This is a genomic window from Massilia sp. UBA6681, from assembly GCF_002454935.1.
GTDB lineage: Bacteria > Pseudomonadota > Gammaproteobacteria > Burkholderiales > Burkholderiaceae_D > Telluria > Telluria varians.
The window spans coordinates 75,689-99,976 of record NZ_DKJX01000096.1; the positions used below are offsets into that span (position 1 = coordinate 75,689).

Here is a 24,288-nt window from a genome sequence, read left to right on the forward strand (position 1 = left end):
TTACAAGGTATTTGGTGCGCACAACGCGCAGCGAATTATAATGCGGCAAATGGAAAATCCTACCCAATTCGTCCAGTGGCTGCGCTCTGTCGCGCCATACATTCACACCTTCGGCGGCAAGACTTTCGTCGTCGCCTTCCCGGGCGAACTGGTCGCAGCCGGCGCCCTGCCGGTGCTGGCCCAGGACCTGTCCCTGCTGCTGGGACTCGGCATCCGCCTGGTGCTGGTGCACGGCTCGCGTCCGCAGGTAGCGGAGCAGCTCGCCCTGCGTAACGTCGAAGGCCGCTTCCATAACGGCGTCCGGATCACCGACCCCGCCGCGCTCGAATGCGCAAAGGAAGCCGCCGGCGAATTGCGTCTCGACATCGAAGCCGCCTTCAGCCAGGGCCTGCCGAACACCCCGATGTCGCATGCCCAGATCAGCATCGTATCCGGCAACTTCGTCGTCGCCCGTCCGCTGGGCGTGATCGACGGCGTCGACTTCGAGCTCACCGGCGTGACCCGCAAGATCGTCGCCGAGAAGATCCAGCCGATCCTGCAGACCGAAGACAGCCTGGTGCTGCTGTCGCCGCTGGGCTTCTCGCCCACCGGCGAGATCTTCAACCTGACCATGGAAGACGTGGCCGCCTCGGCCGCGATCGCGCTGCACGCCGACAAGCTGATCTTCATCACCGAGACCGGCATGATGAGCGACGCGGCCGGCACCGAGATCCGCGAACTGTCCTCGCACCAGGCCGAAGCCGTGCTGCAGGCCGGTTTCCTGCCGCCCGATTCCGCTTTCTACCTGCGGCACGCCATCAAGGCCTGCAACAGCGGCGTGGACCGCGCCCACATCGTGCCCTTCGAGATGGACGGCTCCGCCCTGCTCGAACTGTTCACCCACGACGGCGTCGGCACCATGATCAGCCACGAGAACCTCGAGAGTCTCCGCCAGGCCACAATTGAGGACGTCGGCGGGATTATCAAGCTCATCGAACCGCTGGAAGCCGACGGCACCCTGGTATACCGCGGCCGCGAGCTGATCGAACGCGAGATCGACCAGTTCTCGGTGATCGACCACGACGGCGTGATCTTCGGCTGTGCCGCGCTCTACCCCTTCCCGGAAGCGAAGATGGGCGAGATGGCCTGCCTGACCGTGAGCCCGGACGCCCAGACCCAGGGCGACGGCGAGCGCATCCTCAAGCACATCGAGAACCGCGCCCGTGCGGCCGGCCTGACCAAGCTGTTCGTGCTGACCACCCGCACCTCGCACTGGTTCAAGAAGCGCGGCTTCGTGCCGGCCACGGTGGACGACCTGCCCAAGGACCGCCAGCACATGTACAACTGGCAGCGCCGGTCACAGGTTTTCATCAAGACTCTATAATGTCGGTCTGACCCGCATTAGCGCGTACTTAACAGATACAGGAGCAATACCATGGCCCGCACCGTCCAATGCATCAAACTGAACAAGGAAGCCGAAGGACTGGACTTCCCGCCGGTACCAGGCGAAATGGGCAAGAAGCTGTACCAGTCGGTCTCGAAAGAGGCCTGGCAGGCATGGCTGAAGCACCAGACCATGCTGATCAACGAAAACCGCCTGAACCTGGCGGACGACCGCGCGCGCAAGTACTTGGCCACGCAGATGGAGCGTCACTTCTTCGGTGACGGCGCTGCCGACCAGGCACAGGGCTACGTGCCGCCGGCGGCTTAACTGATTGCTTGAACTGACACGGCAGTACTTCTGCCGTTAGCTGCGAAACCGTCGCTCCGGCGCAGGCCGGAGCCTAATTTCTGGTGCGTGCCGCTGACATCACGCGTTAGTGGTACGCGTCGAAAATTGGATTCCGGCCTTCGCCGGAATGACGTGCATCGGTAGCGTGAACAAAATTTCGGTTCGACACGCTCACATCTTCACGCACTGGCGCAATTCACAGCGCGCCATGAACACCTTCCCATCCTCGCAGCGCATCCGGTAAACCTCCACCGGTCCCGGCTCGGTCACCAGACCGGCGCCCTGCGCGCTCGTGCAGCCTTGCTGTTTCGCCAGCTTCTCGACCGTCGCCGACGACACGCCGATCCTGAAGGGCACGCGCTCGATCGGCGTGCCGTTCGGGTCGGCCAGGCCGGGAGCCGCCGGCTTGGCGGCCGCCAGAGGCGCCGGGGCCGGCTCCACCTTGCTCTTGAACAGCGTACAGCCGCCCAGCAGGACGGCGACCAGCAGCAGCGCGTGCTTCATGCGTTCTCCGCTCAGAAAGTCAGGGTCTTCACGCCTTCAGGCGTGCCCAGCAGGCAGACGTTCGCGCCGGCCTTGGCGAACAGGCCGACGGCGATCACGCCGACGATCTGGTTGATCCGCTCTTCCAGCGCCACTGGATCGGTAATCGACAGGCCGACCACGTCGATGAGCTCGCCGCCGTTGTCGGTGATGAAGGCTTCATCCGAACCCGCCTTGGTGCGCAGGCGCGGCTCGCCGCCCAGCAGCGCCAGCTGGCGCATCACCGAGGCGCGCGCCATCGGGATCACTTCCACCGGCAGCGGGAACTTGCCCAACGTTTCGACAAGTTTCGAACCGTCCGCGATGCACACGAATTTCTTCGACACCGAAGCCACGATCTTCTCGCGGGTAAGCGCCGCGCCGCCGCCCTTGATCATGGCGCCGCTGGCGGTGATCTCGTCCGCGCCGTCGATGTAGATCGCCATCGAGGTGACCTCGTTCAGGTCGAACACGGGGATGCCATGGCCGCGCAGGCGGCTTGCCGTCGCTTCGGACGAAGCCACGGTGCCCTTGATGCGGTCCTTGATCTTGGCCAGTTCGTCGATGAAGAAGTTGGCCGTCGAGCCGGTGCCGACGCCGATGATTTCGCCGTCCACCACGTAATCGATCGCGGCGCGCGCCACGGCTTGCTTGAGTTCGTCCTGGGTCATGATGCTGTCAGTGAGGTAAAAGGAAGCCGCCATTTTAGCGGATCGCTCCGTCCACCCCTCGAAAACGACGCTTCGTCGCATGGTTTGGCCAGTCGATGCATCACGCATTGCCAAGCTGATATCCGTACAGCACACTAAGTCTTTCCGTAGTTACCAGAACAGCACAATGAAACTCTTGACGAAGAAGCGGGTGGCGATCGCCGCCGGGGTGATCGTGATCGGCGGCGCGGCCGCCGCATGGTGGATGCCGAAGGGCGAGCCGAAAGTGCCGCCGTCGAAATACCGCACCTCGGCGGTCGACATCGGCGCCATCAACCAGACCGTCACCGCCACTGGCACCATCAACCCGGTCGCGCTGGTGAATGTCGGCTCGCAGGTCTCCGGTACCGTGGTCGAACTGAATGCGGACTTCAACGACCGCGTCACCAAGGGCCAGGTGCTGCTCAAGCTCGACCCGACCATCTTCAACGCCCAGATCCGCCAATTCGAAGCCAGCCGCGCGTCCGCCATGGCCAACCTGAAGCTGGCCGAGGCCAACTACCAGCGCAACCAGCAACTGGTCACCCAAAGCTTCGTCTCCAGCACCGCGCTCGACCAGAGCCGCCGCGAGATGGACGTGGCCCGCGCCAACGTGCAGCTGGCCCAGGCCCAGCTCGACCGCGCACGTGCGGACCTGAACAACAGCGTGATCCGCTCGCCGATCGACGGCGTCATCATCAAGCGCACCATCGACCTGGGCCAGACCGTGGCGGCCTCGTTCAACACGCCGAACCTGTTCCAGATCGCGCGCGACCTCACCAAGATGCAGATCGACACCAGCGTATCGGAAGCCGACGTCGGCGCCCTGAAGGACGGCCTGCCGGCGCGCTTCGTGGTCGACGCCTACCCGGACCGCGAATTCCACGCCACCATGCGCCAGTTCCGCCTGGCCGCCAACGTGGTGCAGAACGTGGTCACCTACAACGTCGTGCTCGACGTCGACAACCAGGACGAGATGCTGAAACCCGGCATGACGGCGCAGGTGCGCCTGGTGGTGGCCAACCGCCCGAACGTGCTGCGCATCCCGACCACCGCGCTGCGCTTCCAGCTGCCGGAAGAGGAACAGGAAAAGCTGCGCAAGCAGGAACAGGAAAAGGCCGGCAAGGACGGTAGCGTCAAGCAGGTGGCGCAAAAAGCCGCGCCACCGAGCCAGGACGACGACCTGGCCTTCCGCACCGCCAACGAAACCGCGCGCCAGTACAAGGTGTATCGCCTGGATGCCAAGAACCAGCCGCAGCCGGTGGACATCCGCGTCGGCCTGTCGAACTTCCGCTATACCGAAGTGGTGTCGGGCGGCCTGAAGGCGGGCGACCAGGTCGTCACGCGCACGCTGGCGCAGCCGAAAGAGGACATGTGAGCGCCGACGTGACTTCTTCTTCATTGATCGATATCCGCGGCGTCACCAAGACCTACGTCAGCGGCAGCGTCGAGACCCGGGTACTGCACGGGATCGACCTGCAGGTGGCGCGCGGCGACTTCGTCTCCATCATGGGCCAGTCCGGTTCCGGCAAGTCGACCCTGATGAACATCCTCGGCTGCCTCGACCAGGCCACCGGCGGCACCTACCTGCTCGACGGCGCCGACACGCGCTCGCTGTCGCGCGCCCAGCTGGCCGACATCCGCAACCGCGCGATCGGCTTCGTGTTCCAGAGCTTCAACCTGATCAAGCGGATGAGCGTGGCCGAGAACGTGGCGCTGCCGCTGATCTACGGCGGCTGGGGCCGCGGCAAGGCGCATGCGCGCGCGCTGCAGGAGCTCCAACGTGTTGGCCTGGAAGGCCTGGCGGGGCGCACCCCGAGCCAGCTCTCCGGCGGCCAGCAGCAGCGCGTGGCCATCGCCCGCGCCCTGGCCACCGACCCGCCCCTGCTGCTGGCGGACGAACCGACCGGCAACCTCGATACGCAAACGAGCGACGACATCATGTCCAGCTTCCAGCAACTGAACAAGGAGCGCGGCATCACCATCGTGCTCGTCACCCACGAGGCCGACGTCGCCGCCTACAGCCGCCGCCTGGTGCGCCTGAAGGATGGCCGCGTGCTGTACGACGGCCCATCCGCCGAGGGCCTGCGCCAGCTGAGCACGAACCACGCCGAGGTGCCGGCATGAACTTTATCCAGGTACTGATCGAATCCTTCCGCTCGATGGCGGCCAACCGCCTGCGCACGGCCCTGACCATGCTCGGCATCGTGATCGGCATCGCCTCCGTGGTCCTGCTGCTGGCGATCGGCGACAGCATGCAGCGCTTCATCGGCAAGGAACTGCAGCAGCTCGGCACCAACATGCTGTACGTGTTCCCCGGCGGCGACCGCACCACCGCCCAGCGCGCCCGCGCCGGCGCGGTGCCTTCGCTGTCGATCCACGACGCGGCCGCGCTCAACGACCTGCCCAGCCTGGTCGGCGCGGCGCCTGCGCTGCAGGGCAGCTTCAAGCTCAGCGCCGGCAACGAGAACCTGAACAGCCAGGTGCACGGCGTGACGCCGGCCATGTTCAAGATCCGCAACTGGAAGCTCGACCAAGGCAACATCTTCAGCGAAGCGGACGTGCGCGCCTCGAGCCGCATGGTGGTGATCGGCCAGAAGATCGCGGACCAGTTCTTCTACAAGACCGATCCGCTGGGGCAGTACATCCGCATCGAGAACGTCGCCTTCCAGGTGATCGGCGTGCTGGCCGGCGAAGGCAAGCAGATCGACGGCTCCGACATCTCGGAATTCGTGCTGATACCGATCACGGCGGCCAGCGCGAACCTGATCAAGATGCCCTTCCCGCAGAACGTGCACTACATCGCGGCCCAGGGACGGCCCGACATGTCGCTCAAGGAAGCGGAAGAAGACGTCAAGGAAACCCTGCGCGCCCGCCACCGCATCCGCATCGACAGTCCGGACGACTTCAAGGTGCAGAACATGGCCTCGTTCGCGGAGACCGCCAACACGATCAGCGCCGGCGTCGCCATGCTGCTCGGCCTGATCGGCGCGATCTCGCTTCTGGTGGGCGGCATCGGCATCATGAACATCATGCTGGTGTCGGTCACCGAACGGACCCGCGAGATCGGCATCCGCATGGCCATCGGCGCACGGCCGCGCGCGGTGCTGCTGCAGTTCCTGGCGGAGTCGGTGGTCATCTGCGTGGCCGGCGGCCTGGTGGGCGTGGCGATCGCGGCGGCCGGGGCGGCGGCGATCACTTCGACCGGCAAGTTCGACGTGTACCTGACCTTCCAGGGCGTGCTGGTTGCCTGCGGCTTTGCCACGGCCGTGGGTGTGTTCTTTGGATTCTATCCGGCGCGCCGGGCTTCGCGCCTGCTGCCGGTGGATTGCTTGCGCTACGAGTAGACATGAAGAAGTTGTACGATCCCGCCACGCCGCCTGTCGCGGCGCTGGCGGCATTGATGGTGTTCACCGCCTTCGCCACCGTCCCGGCCCAGGCCGTGGCCCGCGAAGGGGCACCCGCGAAGGCCGGGGCGACCGGCCTGCACCTGGACGAGCAGGCGCCGGTCCACGTCCATCGCAAGACCAACCGGGGCGACCTGCCCTACAAGCCCTTCTTCCTGATACAGACCTATCTGCAGTCGCTGCTGCCGCCGGAACCGCGCACGATCGACCTGCTGGGCCGGGTCGAGTTCGTCGCCAAGAGCGAAGCGGAAAAGGATTTGTTCGCGCCGGACTCCTGGGCGGTCGCCATCGTCGGGGACGAACTCGACCAGGTCGTCCCGGTCCGCCGCGGCGGCTACTTCCTGCTGCCGAAAGTGAAACTGGGAATGCTGGAGCTGGGCACCATCATGTTCAACACCCAGACCCAGAAAGGCAAGATGAGCGTCGCGTGGAAAGTCCGCGTTCCGCCCACGCAAACCCTCTCGTACGCCGAGTTCGCGCAAGCGCTCGAGGAAGTCAGCTACGTCCAGAGACGGATTCCCACCTACCGCTACGACCTGCGCGAGATCCGGCGCCACGGCCACAACGCCTTGCGCGCCTGCTTCCTGGGTGGCCCCGGCCGCATCGAGGTCGATGGCCGGCCGGCCACGACGATTCCCGACGGCGCCTGCCAGGTGCTGAAGTATGACGCCGCCGCGCGCGCGGGCAAGGCGCAGATCGCTTTCGTGGGGAAGCTGGACATCGTCACGCTCAAGGAAGTGATCAAGGGGGATTGAAGGTCCGGCGGCGCTCCGGCTTGCCGCCCGCTCCTGCTGCGCTCGTCATCGTTCTGCCCCTGCGAAAACTTAGTTCATCGGCAAGTTTTCGTTTCTTCAATGCAACAATGTTCAAGATAATTTGATGCCTGGTGCGCCGGCACCGCCCTTTAACGTTTATTCTTGAGGAAAAGTTCTGGAATACTCATTCTACAAATAAAACGTTTCTGACTAGGGCATCATGAAAATCAACAATCTCAAGATCGGCACCCGGCTGGGTGGCGCTTTCGCAGCGGTGATTCTCCTCATGGCGGTCATGCTCGCCAGCATGCTGTGGCAACTCGAGCGCATCTCGCATGCCAAGGACGTCATGGCGCAGACGGCCCGCCAGACGACGCTCGCCAAGGACTGGCTCGAAGGCGTCTCCGCCAACAGCGTCCGCTTCGTTGCCAAGCTCAGGAGCAACGTGCCGGGCGACGACCAGTACTACGACGAGCGGATCGGGACCGCCCGCGCCAAGGTCGCAAAGGTACAGGAGCAACTGCAGGCCATGGTCGATACGCCAGAGGGCAAGGCCCTGCTGGAGCGGGCGCTCGAGAACGACCGCAGCTGGTATGCGCTGGGCGACGCCGGCTTCGAACGCAAGGCCGAGCTCGGCGGCGAGCATCCCGAGGTCCAGGCCTTCTTCAAGGACAAGGTCGCTCCCCAGATGCGTGCCTATATCGCCTCGGTGGAAGAGATGGTGACCTACCAGACCGGGCTGTCGGAACGGGCCCAGGCCGACATCGACGCCCTGCAACTGACAGGACGACGCGTGCTGCTCGGCGTCGGCGCCTTCGCGCTGATCAGCGCCGCACTGTTCGGCTGGGTCCTCACGCGCAGCATCACGCACCCGCTGGCAGGCGCCGTGCGCGTCGCGCGGCGCGTCGCGTCGGGCGACCTGAGCGCCGACATCCGGGTCGAATCGCGCGACGAGATCGGCGAACTGATGGGCGCGCTGCAGGCCATGAACGCCAGCCTGCTCAAGACCGTCAGCGCGGTACGCGGCGGTACCGAGACCATCGTCGGCGCCTCGCAGGAGATCGCCGCCGGCAACCTCGACTTATCAAGCCGCACCGAGCAGCAGGCCGCGTCGCTGGAGGAAACCGCCTCCTCGATGGAGGAGCTGACCGGCACCGTGCGCCTGAACGCCGACAACGCGCAGGAGGCCAACCTGCTGGCCCGGCAGGCGTCGCAACTGGCCACCCGCGGCGGCGAGGTGGTGGCGCAGGTGGTGAGCACCATGGCCTCGATCAGCGCCTCCTCGAAGAAGATCGCCGACATCATCGGCGTCATCGACGGCATCGCCTTCCAGACCAACATCCTGGCGCTGAACGCGGCCGTCGAAGCGGCGCGCGCCGGCGAACAGGGGCGCGGTTTCGCGGTGGTCGCCTCCGAAGTGCGCAACCTGGCCCAGCGCTCGGCCGCGGCGGCCAAGGAAATCCGGCTCCTGATCGCCGATTCGGTGGACAAGGTCGGCGCCGGCGGGCGCCTGGTCGACGAGGCCGGCGACACCATGCAGGACATCGTGGACGGCATCGCGCGCGTGACCAACATCATGTCCGAGATCGCCGGCGCCAGCGCCGAGCAGACGGTCGGCATCGAGCAGGTCAATGCCGCCATCGTCCAGATGGACGGCGTGACCCAGCAGAATGCCGCGCTGGTCGAGCAAGCCGCCGCGGCGGCGGCCTCGATGCAGGAGCAGGCCCTGGCGCTGGCGGAACTGGTGCGCGCTTTCGATATCGGCGATGGCACGAGCAACGTAGTGAAGACGCCGGCGCCGACGGGCGTCGCGCGCTTGCTCGCACCTGTGGCCCTGGACTACGAACGGACAGCCGCCTGAGGCTAGCTCGTCCGCTGGCTGGCCGGCACCAGCCAGCGGGCCAGCCCGCGGTGCAGGCTGCGCCTATCGGAAGGATCGGCCAGGAAGGACGCCAGCACCCGCTCATACAGCGCCAGGCTGTCGCGATAACGCTCCTGGCGCATAGCGCCGGGCCGGCGCAGGAATTTCAGCACGAAGTAATCGGCCAGCAGGTCGCCCTGCGCCTCCATGTTGTAGTCGGCCAGCGTCGCGCCCTCGCGCAGCGAGTAGGCATACGACAGCCCGAGACGCACCGCCCCGCGCATCCGCACCGGGTACCCCAGCTGGTGCTGCCACACATGCACCATCTCGTGCATGAACCAGTGGATGGCGCCGGGATCGCCGCGCGAGTAATCGGGAAGAAAGCAGGACCGGTGAAAGTACATGCTGCCGTTCGGCGTCATGCAGCAGTTCTTCGGCTGGAAGGGCATGTAGCGCCGGCCGTGAATACGGACGCGGCTGTAGTCGATGGCGTCGCGGAACAGCAGCGACGCCATCGCGATCTCGTTCTCGGTCAAGGGCCGGGAACGAGGGCGTTGCATGGAAGGTTCAGGCAGCACGCAGCGCGGAAGCCGCTTTCGCCAGTTCGGTGATCCCGGCCCAGTCGCCGCTGGCGATCAGGTCCTTCGGCGTCAGCCACGAACCGCCCACGCAGGCCACGTTCTTACAGGCCAGGAACTTCGGCGCGGTCTCGATCGAGATGCCGCCGGTCGGGCAGAAGGTCACGTCAGGCAGCGGGCCGGCGATGGCGTTGAGCATGCCGACGCCGCCCGCCGGCACCGCCGGGAACAGCTTCAACTGCTTGAAGCCGTGCTCGCGCGCCGCCATCACTTCGGACGGGGTCATCACGCCCGGCAGCAGCGGCAGGCCGCTCTTTTTCGCTGCCTCGATCATGGCCGCGGTCAGGCCCGGCGAGACGCCGAACACCGCGCCCGCGTCGCGCGACGCGGCAAATTCTTCGGGCTGGGTCAGGGTGCCGACGCCGACGATCGCGCCTTCCACGGTGCTCATGTCGCGGATCGCCTGCAGGCCGTGTTCGGTACGCAGCGTCACTTCCAGCACGCGGATGCCGCCTGCCACCAGGGCCTTGGCCAGCGGCACGGCGTGGGCCGGATCGTCGATGGCGATGACAGGGATCACGCTCGCCGAGCGCATGATTTCAAGTAAAGTCATTTCTGCGTCCTAAAGAGAAAGTCTTCGTCGGAACCGGGCTGCACTTCATCGGTCTGGATACCGTCGTGCAGCGGCACGGTGGTCTGGATCGGCGATGGCAGCGGGAACGTTGCCGCCCCCTCCTCCGCCGGGCTGGAATGGGAACGGAACATCGCGAACAGTTCGCGGCCCATGCCGATGTGGCTCTTCGACAGGTCGGCGCTGGCCATGCCGCGCGCGGCCCACACAGTGTCGGTCACCAGCGCTTCCAGGGTGCCGCTGGTGGCGTCGACGCGGATGATGTCGCCGTCGCGCACCAGGCCGAGCGGGCCGCCGGCCAGGATCTCGGGCGACACGTGGATCGCCGCCGGCACCTTGCCGGAGGCGCCCGACATGCGACCGTCGGTGACCATCGCCACCTTGAAGCCGGCATCCTGCAGGTTCGACAGCGCCGGGGTGAGCGCGTGCAGTTCGGGCATGCCGTTGGCGCGCGGGCCCTGGAAGCGGATCACGGCCACGAAGTCGCGATTCAGGAGGCCGTCCTTGTAGCGCTGCATGAAGTCTTCCTGCGAATCGAAGGTGATCGCCGGCGCTTCCACCACATGGTACTCGGGCTTGACCGCCGAGATCTTCATCACGGCGCGGCCCAGGTTGCCCTGCACCAGCACCATGCCGCCGTTGTTGGCGAACGGATTGCTGGCCGGGCGCAGCACGGCTTCGTCGCCGCTCTTTTCGGCCACGTCGCGGAACACGACCTTGCCGTCTTCGCCGAGGAAGGGCTCCTTGCAGTGCGCGCGCAGGCCGCGGCCGAGGATGGTGTTGACGTCTTCGTGCGCCAGGCCGGCGTCGAGCAGCTCGCGGATCACGAAGCCCGGGCCGCCGGCGGCCTGGAAGTGGTTCACGTCGGCTTCGCCGTTCGGGTAGATCCTGGTGAGCGAAGGCACGACTTTCGACAGCTCGTCGAAGTCGTTCCAGTCGACCACGATGCCTGCCGCGCGGGCAATGGCGATCAGGTGCAGGGTGTGGTTGGTCGAGCCGCCGGTCGCGTGCAGCGCGACGATGGCGTTGACGATGCTCTTCTCGTCCACGATGTGCCCGATCGGCATGTACTGGCCGCCCTGCTGCGAGATCGCGACGGCCTGCTGGGCCGCGGCTTTCGTCAGCGCGTCGCGCAGCGGCGTGCCCGGGGTGATGAAGGCGGAGCCCGGCAGGTGCAGGCCCATCATCTCCATCAGCATCTGGTTGCTGTTGGCGGTGCCGTAGAAGGTACAGGTGCCCGCGCCGTGGTAGGACGCCGACTCGTTCTCCAGCAGCTCCTCGCGGGTGGCTTCGCCCTTGGCGTAGCGCTGGCGCACGGCCGCCTTTTCCTTGTTCGAGATACCGGTGGTCATCGGGCCGCCCGGCACGAAGATGCCCGGGATGTGGCCGAAGTGCAGCGCGCCGATCAGGAGGCCCGGCACGATCTTGTCGCAAATGCCCAGGTAGAGGGCCGCGTCGAACATGTTGTGCGACATCGCCACGGCGGTCGCCATGGCGATGGTGTCGCGCGAGAACAGCGACAGTTCCATGCCCGGCTGGCCCTGGGTCACGCCGTCGCACATGGCCGGCACGCCGCCCGCGAACTGGGCCACGGCGTCGACTTCACGCACGGCGTCCTTGATCACCGCCGGGAAGGTTTCGAAGGGCTGGTGCGCCGACAGCATGTCGTTGTAGGACGAGACGATCGCTACCGACGGCTTCTTGTATTCCTTCAGCTTGAGCTTGTCGTTGGCCGGGAAAGCGGCGAAGCCGTGCGCGAGGTTGGTGCACGACAGCGCTCCGCGCTGCACGCCTTGCACGCGGGCGGCTTCCATATGCGCGAGGTAGGCCGCGCGCGATGGGCGGCTTCGCTTGATGATCCGGTTCGTTACCTGTTCGACTACGGGGTGCAGCGCCATGATCGTTCCTTCGTAAATTTAGTATCTGAAATTTTACTACAGATTTGAAAGGGACGCAGCCAAGCCATTTTTGGCCTGCCTGTAGAGAGAGCTCGTCCGAACATCGACGAGCCCGACTGCGAGATGCGTGGTGAACCTGCTACTCTTTTATGTAGTGAATTTACGCACGCATCCTGTATTATTCGTTAATCTGCTATTGACAACATTGTGCCATCGGCACCGCTCATTGACACTGACCTTATGCGCCAGCCAACCCTCACCAGCACTCCCGGCTTCCAGGCCCTCGAAAACCACGCCGCCACGGCAGAAGACTGGGAGATGCGCGACCTGTTCGCCGCCGATCCCAAGCGCTTCGAGCGCATGTCTTTTGAGGCGGCAGGGCTGTTCCTAGACTATTCAAAAAATCGCCTCGACGGGCGCACGCTTGAACTGCTGGCGGCGCTTGCGCGCGAGCGCGGCGTGGAAGAACGCCGCGACGCGATGTTCGCGGGCGAACGCATCAATAATACCGAGAACCGCGCCGTCCTCCACGCTGCCCTGCGCGCCCCGCGCGGCACTAAGCTGGTGGTCGATGGCCAGGACGTCGACCTTGAGGTGCACGCGGTGCTCGACCGCATCCGGACCTTCACCGATGCCGTACGCAGCGGCGAATGGCTGGGCCACACCGGCAAGCCGATCACTGACATCGTCAACATCGGCATCGGCGGCTCGGACCTGGGCCCGAAGATGGTCGTGCTGGCCCTGCGCCACTACGCGCATCCGCGCCTGCGCATGCACTTCGTGTCCAACGTCGATGGCCATGACATGGACGCCGCCCTGTCCCAGGTGGATCCGGAAACCACGCTGTTCATCGTTGCCTCGAAGACCTTCACCACCGCCGAAACCATGATGAACGCGCAGACCGCGCGCAGCTGGTTCCTCGAGCGCGCACCGGAAGAAGCACTGGCGAAGCACTTCGTCGCCGTCTCCACCAATACCGAGGCCATCAAGAGTTTCGGCATCGACCCGGCCAACATGTTCCCGTTCTGGGACTGGGTGGGCGGGCGCTATTCGGTGTGGTCGGCGATCGGCCTGTCGGTCGCGCTGGCGGTGGGTTACGGTTACTTTGCCGACTTCCTGGCCGGCGCCCACGAGATGGACCAGCATTTCCGCACTGCCCCGGTCGAGCAGAACATGCCGATGCTGCTGGCCCTGGTCGGCTTCTGGAACCGCGAATTCCTCGATGCGCACTCGGTCACGATCGCGCCCTACCACCAGGACCTGAACCGCTTCCCGGCCTACCTGCAGCAGCTCGACATGGAGAGCAACGGCAAGTGCGTCACGCGCGACGGCGACCCGGTCGACACCCCGACCTGCCCGGCGATCTGGGGCGAGCCCGGCACCAACGGCCAGCACGCCTACTTCCAGCTGCTGCACCAGGGCACCGACCTGACGCCGATCGACTTCATCGCCGCCCTGCGTCCCGCGCACGAGATGGAGCACCACCATACGGCCCTGCTGGCGAACTGCTTCGCCCAGTCGGAAGCCTTTATGAAGGGCAAGACCATCGACGAGGTGCGCGCCGACCTGCAGGCGCAGGGCCTGGCCGCCGAGGAAGTGGAACGCCTGGCGCCGCACAAGACCTTCCCGGGCAACCGTCCGAGCAACACCATCCTGATGGAACGCCTGACCCCGAGCACCCTGGGCGCCCTGATCGCGCTGTATGAGCATAAAACCTTCGTGCAGGGCGTGATCTGGAATGTCAACAGTTTCGACCAGTGGGGCGTTGAGCTCGGCAAGGTGCTGGCGAAGAAGATCGAAGCCGAGCTGGCGGGCGAGCCGCAGCCGGCGAATCACGACAGCTCCACCAACGGCCTGATCGCCCGCGCCAAGGCCGCCTTCTGAACCTGATCACGACATTACATGGCAAGCGATAAATTTGAAGTGGTGCACGACGCGCCGATGCTGGTAGGCGAAGCGGCAACCTGGCACGAGGTCGAGTCGGCGCTGTACTGGGTGGACATCAACGGCTACACGGTCAACCGCGTGCATCCGGCCAGCGGCAAGTATTCGTACTGGAAGATGGGCTCGGAGCCCTCGGCGCTGGCGGTCGACGGCGACAACAACCTGATCGTGTCCCTGCGCTCCGGCCTGATCTGCCTGAACACGACCAGCGGCAAGGAAACGCCGATCGCCGACGCGCCCTACGACACGTCCATCGTCCGTTTCAACGACGGCCGCGTGGACCCGGCGGGCCGCTTCTGGATCGGCACCATGTACGAGCCGCGCGACAAGCCGGCGGCCGAGATGTACGTGCTCGAGCGCGGCCAGCTGCGTCGCGCCTGGGCCGGCGGCATGACCAACTCGAACGGCCTGGCCTGGAGCCTGGACGGCCGCACGATGTTCCATGCCGACACCACCACGCACCGGATCGACTGCTACGACTACGACCCGGCCACGGGCACGCATTCGAACGCACGCACCATCAAGACCTTTTCAACCGACAAGTCGGCAGCCGACTATGGCGGCCGCCCGGACGGGGCCACGATCGACAGCGAAGGCGCCTACTGGGTCGCGATGTTCGAAGGCGGACGCGTGCTGCGCATCTCGCCGTTCGGCGAGATCCTGCGCGAGATCGCGCTGCCGCTGCGCTGCCCGACTTCGCTGGCCTTCGGCGGGCCGGACCTGCGCACGCTGTACATCACCAGCGCCAGCCACGGGCGCTCGGCCGAGGAACTGGCGCGCTATCCGCTCAGCGGCAAGGTGCTCTCCATCCGCGTCGACGTGGCGGGACGCGAAGAGCCAGAATACGCTCACCGCTGATCCGTAGGCTGGGCGGCTGTACCGGGTGGGTAGATGTGCCAATAGCACTTGCGCCGCCCACGCGGTGATCGCTAGCGGCGACCTTCCCTACCGGATGATCTTGCTGCAAACAATCACCGCGTGGGCGGCATATGCAGCTTCACTGCTCACAGGCAGCGGTGGAGCCGCCCACCCTACAAGCTTTTTCGTAGTATATTTTCTTGCTAAGCGAATATCCGTGTAGTAAATTTACACATCGCTGATCACTCCTTCCAGACATTTCCATGGCCCTTTCCGATTTCGACCTCGTTTTCTTTGGCGGCAGCGGAGACCTTGCAATGCGCAAGCTGCTCCCTGCGATGTACGCGCGCGACGTCTGCAACGACCTGCCCGACACGGCCCGCATCATCTGCGTGGGCCGCGACGACTTCTCGCAGGAAGACTTCCTCCAGTTCATCGAGAAGAATTCGAAGCCGCACATCAAGGAAACGCCGCAGGACGAGACCTGGGCCCGCTTCCTCAAGCGCATCGTCTACGTGGCGCTGAACGCCACCGACGTGTCCACCTTCGGCCCGCTGGTGGAAGCCCTGCGCAAGGACGACACGCTGACCCGCGTCTACTACCTCGCGACGCCGCCGCATTTGTTCGCGACCATCTGCGACAACCTGGCCGCAACCAGGCTGGTCTCGCCGAACTCGCGCGTGGTGCTGGAAAAGCCGCTGGGACGCGACCTGGCTTCGGCCAAGCAGATCAACCTGGATGTCGGCAAGGTCTTCCTCGAGACGCAGATCTACCGGATCGACCACTACCTGGGCAAGGAGACCGTGCAGAACCTGCTGGCCCTGCGCTTCGGGAACATCCTGTTCGAGCCGCTGTGGCGCCGCGAGTGGATCTCGGACGTGCAGATCACCATCGCCGAGAAGATCGGCGTGGGCAACCGCCTCGGCTACTACGATACCTCGGGCGCCCTGCGCGACATGCTGCAGAACCACCTGCTGCAGCTGCTGTGCATCGTGGCGATGGAGCCGCCCACCTCGATCGCGCCGGACGCCGTGCGCGACGCCAAGCTGCAGGTATTACGGTCCTTGAAGCGCTTTACCCCGACCACGCTGGCGCAGAACATCGTGCGCGGCCAGTATCGCTCCGGCCACATCGACGGCCAGGCGGTGCCGGGCTACCGCGAGGAGCCGGACGCGCCCAAGCAGTCCAGGACCGAGACCTTCGTTGCCATGAAGGCCGAGATCGACACCTGGCGCTGGGCCGGCGTGCCCTTCTACCTGCGCACCGGCAAGCGCATGGCCGACCGTCTGGCCGAGATCGTGGTGCGTTTCAAGCAGATCCCGCATTCGATCTTCAACCAGCCGACCTCGAGCTTCCAGCCGAACAGCCTGGTGATCCGCCTGCAGCCGGACGAAGGCCTGTCGATGAACCTGATGGCCAAGACCCCGGGCGACTCGATGCGCCTGAAGCAGGCCGAGCTCGAACTCGACTTCCGCGAGCAGTTCACCAGCCCGCGCATGGAAGCCTACGAGCGCCTGCTGGTCGACGTGCTGCGCGGCCAGCTGACCCTGTTCATGCGCGGCGACGAGCTGGAAGCCGCCTGGGAATGGGTCGAGCCGATCCTGGAACACTGGGAACAGAACGACAGCGCACCGGTGCCCTATACCTCGGGCACCTGGGGCCCTGCCGCCTCGAGCGCGCTGATCGGCCGCGACGGCCTGCAGTGGCGCGAAGAAGTGCTGCCCGAAGACTGACGGCCATCATCATGCTGCTCGACTCCATCCGCACCCAGCTCGACTCGCTCTCCAAATCCGAGCGCAAGGTGGCGCTCGCCGTGCTCGCGGCGCCATCCAACACGGTGAGCCAGAACATCACGGCGCTGGCCAAGAGCGCGCAAGTGTCAGAGCCGACCGTGGTGCGCTTCTGCCGCACCCTCGGCTACGACGGCTGGCACGAGTTCAAGCTCAAGCTGGCCCAGGGCCTGGCGCTGGCCCTGCCGGGCGCGAACGAGCAGCCGGCGCCGGACGACCTGGCGGCCGACCTGGTGAATAAAATCTGCAGCCGCTCGATCAATACCCTGCTCGACCTGCGCAACAACCTCAAGCCGGAACTGGTCCAGAAGGCCCTCGACATCCTGTCGCGCGCCAACAAGATCGAGTTCTACGGCCAGGGCTCGTCGGGCTTCGTCGCCGCGGATGCCCAGCACAAGTTCTTCCGCTCGGGCGTGCCGACGGTGGCCTACACCGATCCGGCGATCCACTCGATCGCCGCGGCCCTGCTGCGCGAAGGCGACGCGGTGGTGGCGATCTCGCAGCGCGGCAACAATCCGGCCCTCACCCGCTCGGCCAAGCTGGCGCGCCGCGGCGGGGCCGACGTGATCGTGCTGGCGCCCTCGGGCACGCCGCTGGCGGAGATCGCGACCCTGTTCATCCCGATCGACCTGGTGTTCGCGATCGACCCCTACACGCCGATCTCGGCGCGCCTGGCCTACCTGGTCGTGATCGACGTGCTGGCGGTGGGGCTGGCGCTGCAGCGCGGGCCGGAGTTCCGCAAGAAGATGCAGAACGCGCAGAAGGCGTTGCAGGAGTTCGACATGCAGTTCGATTCGTTCATCGGCTGACCCAACCCACCACAGGTGTAAAATACCCGGTTTCCATAGCAACCCGGGTCTACGCCAATGCACATCAATCCCGAACGCAGCTCCCGTCCCGACTACGCCCTGCTGGAGCGCCAGGTCGAGAGCGTCCTCGAAGGCGAACGCAGCCTGATGGCGAACGCCGCGCAGTTTTCCGCCCTCGTCTACGACACCCTGGCCGACCTGAACTGGGCCGGTTTCTACTTTACCGTTCCAGCGCGCAAGGGCGACGGCCATGACCTGCTGGTCGGCCCGTTCCAGGGCAAGCCGGCCTGCGCCCGCATTCCCTTCGGCCGCGGCGTCTGCGGCGCCTCCGCCGCCGAGCGCAAGACCATCGTCGTGCCGGACGTGCATGCCTTTCCGGGCCACATCGCCTGCGATTCGGCGTCGAATTCGGAAATCGTGATCCCGCTGGTCAAGGACGGCGAGGTGGTCGGCGTGTTCGATATCGACAGCCCGCAGCTCAACCGATTCTCCGATGAAGACCGTGAAGGACTGGAGCGCATGCTCGCCGCCTTCATGGACGGCACCGATTTCTCCTGACTCTTTACTTTGGCTCCCACCATGAACCAACTCGAACAACTCAAGCAGTACACCACCGTCGTCGCCGATACCGGCGACTTCCAGTCGATCAAGGCCTATGCCCCGCAGGACGCGACCACCAACCCGTCGCTGATCCTGAAGGCCGTGCAGAAGCCGGAATACCGTCCGCTACTGGAAAAGGCCGTCGCCGACGCCAACGGCGCATCGGTCGACGCCATCGTCGACAGCCTCCTGATCGCCTTCGGCGTCGAGATCCTGAAGTACGTGCCGGGCCGCGTCTCGACCGAGATCGATGCCGCCCTTTCTTTCGACACCGAAGCCACCGTCGCCAAGGGCCGCGAACTGATCGCCCTGTACGAAAAGAACGGCGTGTCGCGCGAGCGCGTGCTGATCAAGATCGCCTCGACCTGGGAAGGCATCCGCGCCGCCGAGATCCTGGAAAAGGAAGGCATCCACTGCAACCTGACCCTGCTGTTCTCGCTGTGCCAGGCCGTTGCCTGCGCCGAAGCCGGCGTCAAGCTGATCTCGCCCTTCGTCGGCCGCATCTACGACTGGTACAAGAAGTCGACCGGCACCGACTACACCGGCGCGGACGATCCGGGCGTGCAGTCGGTCAAGCGCATCTACCAGTACTACCGCAAGTTCGGCTACCAGACCGAAGTGATGGGCGCGAGCTTCCGCAACACCTCGCAGATCCTGGAACTGGCCGGCTGCGACCTCCTGACCATTTCGCCGGACCTGCTGCAGAAGCTGGCCGATACCGAAGCGCCGGTCGAGCGCAAGCTGGTCGCTGACGCGGGCGCCGACATCCAGAAGATCGCGATCGACGAGAAGACCTTCCGCTTCATGCTGAACGAAGACGCGATGGGGACCGAGAAGCTGGCCGAAGGCATCCGTGCCTTCGTGGCGGATTCGATCAAGCTGAAGAAGATGATCGAAGAACTGCTGAAGTAAAAACAAAAGCGCACCCGAGGGTGCGCTTTCTACATGGGGCGCCGCTCAGGCGCCTCAGGCGGCGCGCAACCCTGCCAGGTAGGTATCGATCACCGTCCCGCCCAGTTCCCGCAGGTCGAACAGGGTCGGCTCGAAGATCCAGTTGCGGATCAGGCCGTCGACCAGGATCCAGCCGCCCTGTGCGGCCGCCAGCGTGCCGACGCCCGGACGCAGCATGCCCTTCTCCTGCGCCTGTTTCAGCTGAGCTTCCATCCGCTCCTGCCACAGGGCGATCGACTCGCGCCGGCGCGCGCGCACCGCGTCCACCTCGTCGATGAATTCCGTCTTCAGCGTGGCGATCTCGAACACGCGGCGCGCCTTCTCGTCCTCGACCACGATGCGCAGCACGGTCATCATGTCGTCGCGCAGGCATTGCAGCGGATCCTTCACGTCGCGTTCGTGGTCGAGCTGCTGCAAGGCCTCGTCCATCGGCAGTTTCGCGCGATCGAACATGGCGTTGAACAGCGCGGCTTTGTCCAGGAAATGCCAATAAATAGCACCGCGCGTCACACCCGCAGCGGTCGCAATATGCTGTAAAGTCGTTCTTGATACGCCTTGTTCAGCAAACAATCTTTCAGCAGCATCCAGGATGCTGTCGCGGGTTGCCGCAGCTTCCGCTTTGGTTTTACGTGCCATTTTTTTTGCGCCCTCCCATTTGAAGGGGCTCTCCAGCAATAAACATACAGCCGTGATAGTATATAAAACTGTCCGTAAAATCCAGTGACAATTCCTGCGTGATCGAAAGGTGTGCGCCGGATATCGAAACAACAATGAGAAGGAAGCATACGTAATGCGCTCAGACCACTCCTCCCACTCCCTGACCCGCATCGCCGCAGGCACGCTGGTGGCCCTCGCCCTGTTGTCGGGCTGCGGCAAGAAAGATGCCCCGGCGGCCGGCGCCCCGGGCGGCGGCATGCCGGCGCCGGAAGTCGGCGTCATCACCACCAAATACGAACCGGTCGCGCTGCTGACCGAACTGCCGGCGCGCGCCGAGCCGGTGCGTACCGCCCAGGTCCGTGCACGTGTCGACGGCGTGGTGCTCAAGCGCCTGTTCACCGAAGGCAGCATCGTCAAGCAGGGCCAGTCCCTGTTCCAGATCGACCCGGCGCCCTACCAGGCGCGCCTCGCGGCGGCCCAGGCCGACGTCGGCAGCGCCCAGGCGACCCTGAACCAGGCCACCGCCCAGGCCGAGCGCTACAAGCCGCTGGTGGAAGCCAATGCCATCAGCAAGCAGGAATATACCAACGCCGTCGCCGCCCAGAAGCAGGCGGAAGCGGCCGTGGCGGCCGCCAAGGCCCAGGTGCGCATCGCCCAGATCAATACCAGCTACGCCAACGTCTATGCCCCGATTTCGGGCCGCATCGGCCGCGCGCTGGTGACCGAGGGCGCGCTGGTGTCGGCGGCCCAGGCCACCGAACTGGCGCTGATCCAGCAGACCGACACGATGTACCTGAACATCACCCAGTCGGCCAGCGAACTGCAGCGCCTGCGCAAGCAGGCCGGCAACAACGCCAGGGACGCCGCGGTCAGCGTGATCCTCGACGACGGCACCGAGCTGGCGACCAAGGGCCGCCTGCAGTTCTCGGACATCACCGTCGACCCGGGCACCGGCCAGGTCACCCTGCGCGCAACCGTGCCCAACCCCGATAACGCCCTGCTGCCGGGCCAGTACGTGCGCGTACGCCTGGCCCAGGCCGAAATCCCGAACGGCATCGTGGTGCCGCAGCAGGCCGTCACCCGCGGCGGCCAGCAGGGCGACACCCTGATGGTCGTCGGCGCGGACAACAAGCCGGCCCAGCGCGTCGTCAAGATCGGCTCGCAGCAGGGTTCCAACTGGATCGTCACCGACGGCCTGAAGGAAGGCGAACGCGTGATGGTCGACGGCTTCCAGAAGCTGCAGATGCTGCCGCCGGGTACGCCGGTCAAGGCAGTGCCATGGCAGGCCGCGTCCGCGCCGGGCGCAGCGCCGGCGCCGGCCACCGCCAATGCCGGCCAGGCCGCCGCCAACAACGCGCGCCAGCTGCCTGCTTCGGCCCCGTCGGGCTCCACCGCCGGCGCCGCGCCGGCAGCCGCCTCGACGCGTAACTGAGCTGCTGCAGGAAAAGAACAGGACTAATTCATGGCACGTTTTTTCATTGACCGCCCAATTTTCGCGTGGGTGATCGCGCTGTTCATCATGGTGATCGGCGCGGTCTCGATCACCCAGCTGCCGGTCGCCCAGTATCCGAACGTGGCTCCGCCATCGATCGTGATCAATGCCGCCTATCCGGGCGCCTCGGCACAGACCCTGGAAGACTCGGTCATCTCCGTCATCGAACGCGAGATGAACGGTTCGCCAGGCCTCGTCTACATGGAATCGAGCAGCACCGCCAACGGCAGCGGCTCGATCACCCTGACCTTTGAAACCGGCACCAACCCCGAGCTCGCGCAGGTGGACGTGCAGAACCGCCTGTCGCGCGCGGCCCCGCGCCTGCCGGCGGCGGTGAACCAGCAAGGCGTGCGCGTCGACAAGGTGCGCGCGAACTTCCTGCTGTTTACCATCCTCTCGTCGGACGATCCGAAGTGGGATCCGATCGCGCTGGGCGACTACGCCTCGCGCACGGTGCTGCCTGAAATCCAGCGCATCAAGGGCGTCGGCACCGCGCAGCTGTTCGGTACCGAGCGCGCCATGCGCGTCTGGATCGACCCAGCCAAGCTGGTGGGCTACCGCCTGTCCCCGGCCGACGTCAACAACGCGATCCGCAGCCAGAACGCCCAGGTGGCTTCGGGCACCATCGGCGAACTGCCGCTGGCGAAAGGCCAGGAAATCACCGCGACCGTGGTCGTCACCGGCCAGCTCTCCACCGTCGAACAGTTCGGCAACATCGTGCTGCGCGCGAACCCGGACGGCTCGACCGTGCGCCTGAAGGACGTGGCCCGCATCGAAATCGGCGCCCAGGCCTATGGCACCTCGGCGCGCCTGAACGGCAAGCCGTCCACCGGTATCGGCGTGCAGCTGGCGCCGTCCGGCAACGCGCTGGAAACCGCGCGCCTGGTGAAGCAGCGCATGGACGAACTGTCGAAGTTCTTCCCGCCCGGCGTGAAGGCCACCGTGCCCTTCGACAGCTCGAAGTTCATCGACATCTCGATCGAGCAGGTGCTGCATACCCTGGTCGAAGCGCTGGTGCTGGTGTTCCTGGTGATGTACCTGTTCCTGCAGAACTTCCGCTACACGATCATCCCGACCATCGTGGTGCCGGTCGCCCTGCTGGGTTCGCTCGGCACGCTGCTGGCGCTGGGCTACTCGATCAACGTGCTGACCATGTTCGGCATGGTGCTGGTGATCGGTATCGTGGTCGACGACGCCATCGTGGTCGTCGAGAACGTCGAACGCATCATGTCCGAGGAAGGCCTGCCGCCGCTCGAAGCGACCCGCAAGGCCATGGGCCAGATCTCCGGCGCCATCATCGGCGTGACCGTGGTCCTGATGTCGGTGTTCGTGCCGCTGGCCTTCTTCGGCGGCGCGGTGGGCAACATCTACCGCCAGTTCTCCGTCGTCATGGTGTCCTCGATCGCCTTCTCGGCCTTCCTGGCGCTGTCCCTGACGCCGGCGCTGTGCGCGCACTTCCTGAAACCGGTCGCGGCCGGCCATCACCACGAGAAGCGCGGCTTCTTCGGCTGGTTCAACCGCAAGTTCGGCGCCACCGCCAAGGGCTATGAAGGCTGGGTCGGCAAGCTGATCCGCCACTCGGGCCGCGGCCTGGTGGCCTTCGTGCTGGTCTGCGGCCTGGTGACGCTGTTCTTCACCCGCATGCCGAATTCCTTCCTGCCGAACGAAGACCAGGGCTACGTCATCGCCAACATCCAGCTGCCGCCGGGCGCGACGCTGGAGCGCACCAGCGAAGTGATGGCCACCGCCGAAAACTTCATCATGAAGCAGCCGGAAGTGGCCAACATGGTCAGCGTGCTGGGCTTCTCGTTCTCGGGCGCCGGCCAGAACATGGCCCTGGCCTTCATTCCGCTGAAGGACTGGGACGAGCGCAAGGGCGCGGGTTCGGACGCCCAGTCGGTGGCCAACCGCATCATCGGCGGCCTGTCGGGCATCCGCGACGCCTTCATCTTCGCGCTGTCGCCGCCGCCGATCCCGGAACTGGGCCGCGGCACCGGCTTCAGCTTCCGCCTGCAGGACCGCGGCGGCAACGGCCACGAGGCCCTGCTGGCGGCCCGCAACCAGCTGCTGGGAATGGCCGCGCAGAGCCCGATCCTGACCGGCGTGCGTCCGGAAGGCCTGGAAGACGCGCCGCAGGTTCGCCTGGACATCGACCGCGACAAGGCGCAGGCGCTGGGCGTCACCTTCGACGCGATCAACACCGCGATCTCGACTTCGCTGGGCTCGGCCTACGTGAACGACTTCCCGAACGCCGGCCGCCTGCAGCGCGTCGTGGTGCAGGCCGATGCGAAAGACCGCATGCAGCCGGACGACCTGCTGCGCATCAATGCGCTCAACGTCCAGGGCCAGCCGGTACCGCTGTCCTCGTTCGCCACCACCCGGTGGGTGACCGGTCCGATGCAGACCCTGCGCTACAACGGCTATCCGGCGATGAGCATCTCGGGCGACGCCAAGCCGGGCTACTCGACCGGCGACGCGCTGGCCGAGATGGAGCGCCTGGCGGGCAAGCTGCCGGCGGGCTTCGCGTTCGAATGGACCGGCCAGTCGCGCGAGGAACAGCTCTCCAGCGGCACCATGGGCATCCTGATGGCCTTCTCGCTGCTGGCGATCTTCCTGGCCCTGGCGGCGCTGTATGAAAGCTGGTCGATCCCGGTGTCGGTGCTGCTGGTGGTGCCTTTCGGTATCCTGGGCGCGGTGCTGGCTGCCATGATGCGCGGCTACCCGAACGACGTGTACTTCAAGATCGGCCTGGTGACCATCGTCGGCCTGGCGGCGAAGAACGCGGTCCTGATCATCGAATTCGCGAAAGACCTGCAGGCGCAGGGCAAGTCGCCGATGGAAGCGGCGATCGAGGCGGCGCACCTGCGCTTCCGCCCGATCATCATGACCTCGCTGGCCTTCATCCTCGGCGTGCTGCCGCTGGTGATCGCGGGCGGCGCCGGCTCGGCATCGCAGCGTGCGATCGGTACCGGCGTGATGGGCGGTATGATGACGGCTTCCACCCTGGGCGTGCTGTTCGTGCCGCTGTTCTTCGTCGTGGTGCGCAAGCTGTTCAAGGGCAGCAAGCGCCAGCAGGACAAGTACGCGCACCATGCTGACGCGGCCACGGTCGTCGAAGGAAAACAACCATGATCC

21 protein-coding genes and 1 pseudogene are annotated in these 24,288 nt (G+C 65.6%); 15 read left to right on the forward strand and 7 right to left on the reverse strand.

Annotation, left to right across the window (positions count from 1 at the left end; genetic code table 11):
- Nucleotides 1-49 precede the first annotated feature (49 nt).
- Nucleotides 50-1,363, forward strand: coding sequence for an amino-acid N-acetyltransferase (argA, locus tag B2R83_RS17660; protein ID WP_027864370.1), 1,314 nt, complete (start codon nucleotides 50-52; stop codon nucleotides 1,361-1,363).
- Nucleotides 1,364-1,414: 51 nt separating this feature from the next.
- Nucleotides 1,415-1,690: an oxidative damage protection protein gene (locus B2R83_RS17665; RefSeq protein ID WP_027864371.1), complete on the forward strand. Its 276-nt coding sequence runs from the start codon at nucleotides 1,415-1,417 to the stop codon at nucleotides 1,688-1,690.
- A 192-nt stretch (nucleotides 1,691-1,882) separates the two neighbouring features.
- Here B2R83_RS17665 and B2R83_RS17670 read toward each other — a convergent pair whose 3' ends face one another.
- Both B2R83_RS17670 and rpiA read right to left on the reverse strand, forming a co-directional pair.
- Entirely contained in the window at nucleotides 1,883-2,215 is a 333-nt protein-coding gene (locus B2R83_RS17670; RefSeq protein WP_036214156.1) for a hypothetical protein, read from the reverse strand.
- A gap of 11 nt (nucleotides 2,216-2,226) precedes the next feature.
- Nucleotides 2,227-2,904, reverse strand: coding sequence for a ribose-5-phosphate isomerase RpiA (gene rpiA / locus B2R83_RS17675; protein WP_292043977.1), 678 nt, complete (start codon nucleotides 2,902-2,904; stop codon nucleotides 2,227-2,229).
- Between the two features lie 166 nt (nucleotides 2,905-3,070).
- On the opposite strand from rpiA, the gene B2R83_RS17680 reads away from it, so the two are divergent.
- The 5 genes from B2R83_RS17680 (at nucleotide 3,071) to B2R83_RS17700 (ending at nucleotide 8,945) form a co-directional block, all read left to right on the forward strand.
- Entirely contained in the window at nucleotides 3,071-4,300 is a 1,230-nt protein-coding gene (locus B2R83_RS17680; RefSeq protein WP_292043978.1) for an efflux RND transporter periplasmic adaptor subunit, read from the forward strand.
- A complete protein-coding gene (locus B2R83_RS17685; protein WP_292043979.1) occupies nucleotides 4,297-5,049 on the forward strand; it encodes an ABC transporter ATP-binding protein in 753 nt (250 codons plus the stop codon). The genes B2R83_RS17680 and B2R83_RS17685 overlap by 4 nt, the downstream gene beginning before the upstream one ends.
- The gene (locus tag B2R83_RS17690; RefSeq protein WP_292043980.1) at nucleotides 5,046-6,269 is read left to right on the forward strand and encodes an ABC transporter permease; all 1,224 of its coding nucleotides are present in this window, start codon (nucleotides 5,046-5,048) and stop codon (nucleotides 6,267-6,269) included. The genes B2R83_RS17685 and B2R83_RS17690 overlap by 4 nt, the downstream gene beginning before the upstream one ends.
- 2 nt (nucleotides 6,270-6,271) lie before the next feature.
- Nucleotides 6,272-7,084, forward strand: coding sequence for a hypothetical protein (locus tag B2R83_RS17695; protein WP_292043981.1), 813 nt, complete (start codon nucleotides 6,272-6,274; stop codon nucleotides 7,082-7,084).
- A gap of 220 nt (nucleotides 7,085-7,304) precedes the next feature.
- Nucleotides 7,305-8,945: a methyl-accepting chemotaxis protein gene (locus B2R83_RS17700; protein ID WP_292043982.1), complete on the forward strand. Its 1,641-nt coding sequence runs from the start codon at nucleotides 7,305-7,307 to the stop codon at nucleotides 8,943-8,945.
- A 2-nt stretch (nucleotides 8,946-8,947) separates the two neighbouring features.
- Here B2R83_RS17700 and B2R83_RS17705 read toward each other — a convergent pair whose 3' ends face one another.
- Genes B2R83_RS17705 through edd form a run of 3 tightly spaced genes read right to left on the reverse strand, consistent with a single transcriptional unit; the run spans nucleotide 8,948 to nucleotide 12,052 of the window.
- The gene (locus B2R83_RS17705) at nucleotides 8,948-9,505 is read right to left on the reverse strand and encodes a Rhs element Vgr protein (protein ID WP_292043983.1); all 558 of its coding nucleotides are present in this window, start codon (nucleotides 9,503-9,505) and stop codon (nucleotides 8,948-8,950) included.
- A 7-nt stretch (nucleotides 9,506-9,512) separates the two neighbouring features.
- Nucleotides 9,513-10,136, reverse strand: coding sequence for a bifunctional 4-hydroxy-2-oxoglutarate aldolase/2-dehydro-3-deoxy-phosphogluconate aldolase (gene eda / locus B2R83_RS17710; RefSeq protein ID WP_209588876.1), 624 nt, complete (start codon nucleotides 10,134-10,136; stop codon nucleotides 9,513-9,515).
- Nucleotides 10,133-12,052, reverse strand: coding sequence for a phosphogluconate dehydratase (gene edd / locus B2R83_RS17715; protein ID WP_292043984.1), 1,920 nt, complete (start codon nucleotides 12,050-12,052; stop codon nucleotides 10,133-10,135). The genes eda and edd overlap by 4 nt, the downstream gene beginning before the upstream one ends.
- Before the next feature lie 240 nt (nucleotides 12,053-12,292).
- Between edd and pgi the strand changes: the two genes are divergently transcribed.
- The 6 genes from pgi to tal all read left to right on the forward strand — a co-directional run bounded on the left by pgi (nucleotide 12,293) and on the right by tal (nucleotide 18,965).
- On the forward strand, nucleotides 12,293-13,936 hold the full coding sequence (gene pgi / locus B2R83_RS17720) for a glucose-6-phosphate isomerase (protein WP_292043985.1): 1,644 nt from the start codon (nucleotides 12,293-12,295) through the stop codon (nucleotides 13,934-13,936).
- Nucleotides 13,937-13,954: 18 nt separating this feature from the next.
- Nucleotides 13,955-14,854: an SMP-30/gluconolactonase/LRE family protein gene (locus B2R83_RS17725; protein WP_292043986.1), complete on the forward strand. Its 900-nt coding sequence runs from the start codon at nucleotides 13,955-13,957 to the stop codon at nucleotides 14,852-14,854.
- 263 nt (nucleotides 14,855-15,117) lie between these two features.
- Nucleotides 15,118-16,587 (forward strand): glucose-6-phosphate dehydrogenase, encoded by a 1,470-nt coding sequence (gene zwf, locus B2R83_RS17730; RefSeq protein ID WP_292043987.1) that lies wholly within the window; start codon nucleotides 15,118-15,120, stop codon nucleotides 16,585-16,587.
- An 11-nt stretch (nucleotides 16,588-16,598) separates the two neighbouring features.
- Nucleotides 16,599-17,453 (forward strand): SIS domain-containing protein, encoded by an 855-nt coding sequence (locus tag B2R83_RS17735; RefSeq protein ID WP_027864391.1) that lies wholly within the window; start codon nucleotides 16,599-16,601, stop codon nucleotides 17,451-17,453.
- Between the two features lie 57 nt (nucleotides 17,454-17,510).
- The gene (locus B2R83_RS17740; protein ID WP_051996872.1) at nucleotides 17,511-18,011 is read left to right on the forward strand and encodes a GAF domain-containing protein; all 501 of its coding nucleotides are present in this window, start codon (nucleotides 17,511-17,513) and stop codon (nucleotides 18,009-18,011) included.
- A 21-nt stretch (nucleotides 18,012-18,032) separates the two neighbouring features.
- Nucleotides 18,033-18,965, forward strand: coding sequence for a transaldolase (gene tal / locus B2R83_RS17745; RefSeq protein WP_285380848.1), 933 nt, complete (start codon nucleotides 18,033-18,035; stop codon nucleotides 18,963-18,965).
- A gap of 54 nt (nucleotides 18,966-19,019) precedes the next feature.
- On the opposite strand, the gene B2R83_RS17750 is transcribed toward tal, so the two are convergent.
- Entirely contained in the window at nucleotides 19,020-19,457 is a 438-nt protein-coding gene (locus B2R83_RS17750; protein WP_292043999.1) for a hypothetical protein, read from the reverse strand.
- A 57-nt stretch (nucleotides 19,458-19,514) separates the two neighbouring features.
- A pseudogene (locus tag B2R83_RS23945) lies at nucleotides 19,515-19,832 on the reverse strand (TetR family transcriptional regulator); the annotation flags it as partial.
- On the opposite strand from B2R83_RS23945, the gene B2R83_RS17760 reads away from it, so the two are divergent.
- Together B2R83_RS17760 and B2R83_RS17765 are read left to right on the forward strand one after the other, a co-directional pair.
- A complete protein-coding gene (locus B2R83_RS17760; RefSeq protein ID WP_292043988.1) occupies nucleotides 19,795-21,093 on the forward strand; it encodes an efflux RND transporter periplasmic adaptor subunit in 1,299 nt (432 codons plus the stop codon). The pseudogene B2R83_RS23945 and the gene B2R83_RS17760 overlap by 38 nt on opposite strands.
- A 30-nt stretch (nucleotides 21,094-21,123) precedes the next feature.
- The gene (locus B2R83_RS17765; protein ID WP_292043989.1) at nucleotides 21,124-24,285 is read left to right on the forward strand and encodes an efflux RND transporter permease subunit; all 3,162 of its coding nucleotides are present in this window, start codon (nucleotides 21,124-21,126) and stop codon (nucleotides 24,283-24,285) included.
- Nucleotides 24,286-24,288: the final 3 nt, after the last annotated feature.

Excerpts from the sequence above, each read along its gene's own strand:
- argA (WP_027864370.1), top strand. The coding sequence starts at position 50 with ATGGAAAATCCTACCCAATTCGTCCAGTGGCTGCGCTCTGTCGCGCCA.
- B2R83_RS17665 (WP_027864371.1), top strand. The coding sequence starts at position 1,415 with ATGGCCCGCACCGTCCAATGCATCAAACTGAACAAGGAAGCCGAAGGA.
- B2R83_RS17670 (WP_036214156.1), bottom strand. The coding sequence starts at position 2,215 with ATGAAGCACGCGCTGCTGCTGGTCGCCGTCCTGCTGGGCGGCTGTACG.
- rpiA (WP_292043977.1), bottom strand. The coding sequence starts at position 2,904 with ATGACCCAGGACGAACTCAAGCAAGCCGTGGCGCGCGCCGCGATCGAT.
- B2R83_RS17680 (WP_292043978.1), top strand. The coding sequence starts at position 3,071 with ATGAAACTCTTGACGAAGAAGCGGGTGGCGATCGCCGCCGGGGTGATC.
- B2R83_RS17690 (WP_292043980.1), top strand. The coding sequence starts at position 5,046 with ATGAACTTTATCCAGGTACTGATCGAATCCTTCCGCTCGATGGCGGCC.
- B2R83_RS17695 (WP_292043981.1), top strand. The coding sequence starts at position 6,272 with ATGAAGAAGTTGTACGATCCCGCCACGCCGCCTGTCGCGGCGCTGGCG.
- B2R83_RS17700 (WP_292043982.1), top strand. The coding sequence starts at position 7,305 with ATGAAAATCAACAATCTCAAGATCGGCACCCGGCTGGGTGGCGCTTTC.
- B2R83_RS17705 (WP_292043983.1), bottom strand. The coding sequence starts at position 9,505 with ATGCAACGCCCTCGTTCCCGGCCCTTGACCGAGAACGAGATCGCGATG.
- eda (WP_209588876.1), bottom strand. The coding sequence starts at position 10,136 with ATGACTTTACTTGAAATCATGCGCTCGGCGAGCGTGATCCCTGTCATC.
- edd (WP_292043984.1), bottom strand. The coding sequence starts at position 12,052 with ATGGCGCTGCACCCCGTAGTCGAACAGGTAACGAACCGGATCATCAAG.
- pgi (WP_292043985.1), top strand. The coding sequence starts at position 12,293 with ATGCGCCAGCCAACCCTCACCAGCACTCCCGGCTTCCAGGCCCTCGAA.
- B2R83_RS17725 (WP_292043986.1), top strand. The coding sequence starts at position 13,955 with ATGGCAAGCGATAAATTTGAAGTGGTGCACGACGCGCCGATGCTGGTA.
- zwf (WP_292043987.1), top strand. The coding sequence starts at position 15,118 with ATGGCCCTTTCCGATTTCGACCTCGTTTTCTTTGGCGGCAGCGGAGAC.
- B2R83_RS17735 (WP_027864391.1), top strand. The coding sequence starts at position 16,599 with ATGCTGCTCGACTCCATCCGCACCCAGCTCGACTCGCTCTCCAAATCC.
- B2R83_RS17740 (WP_051996872.1), top strand. The coding sequence starts at position 17,511 with ATGCACATCAATCCCGAACGCAGCTCCCGTCCCGACTACGCCCTGCTG.
- tal (WP_285380848.1), top strand. The coding sequence starts at position 18,033 with ATGAACCAACTCGAACAACTCAAGCAGTACACCACCGTCGTCGCCGAT.
- B2R83_RS17750 (WP_292043999.1), bottom strand. The coding sequence starts at position 19,457 with ATGTTCGATCGCGCGAAACTGCCGATGGACGAGGCCTTGCAGCAGCTC.
- B2R83_RS17760 (WP_292043988.1), top strand. The coding sequence starts at position 19,795 with ATGCGCTCAGACCACTCCTCCCACTCCCTGACCCGCATCGCCGCAGGC.
- B2R83_RS17765 (WP_292043989.1), top strand. The coding sequence starts at position 21,124 with ATGGCACGTTTTTTCATTGACCGCCCAATTTTCGCGTGGGTGATCGCG.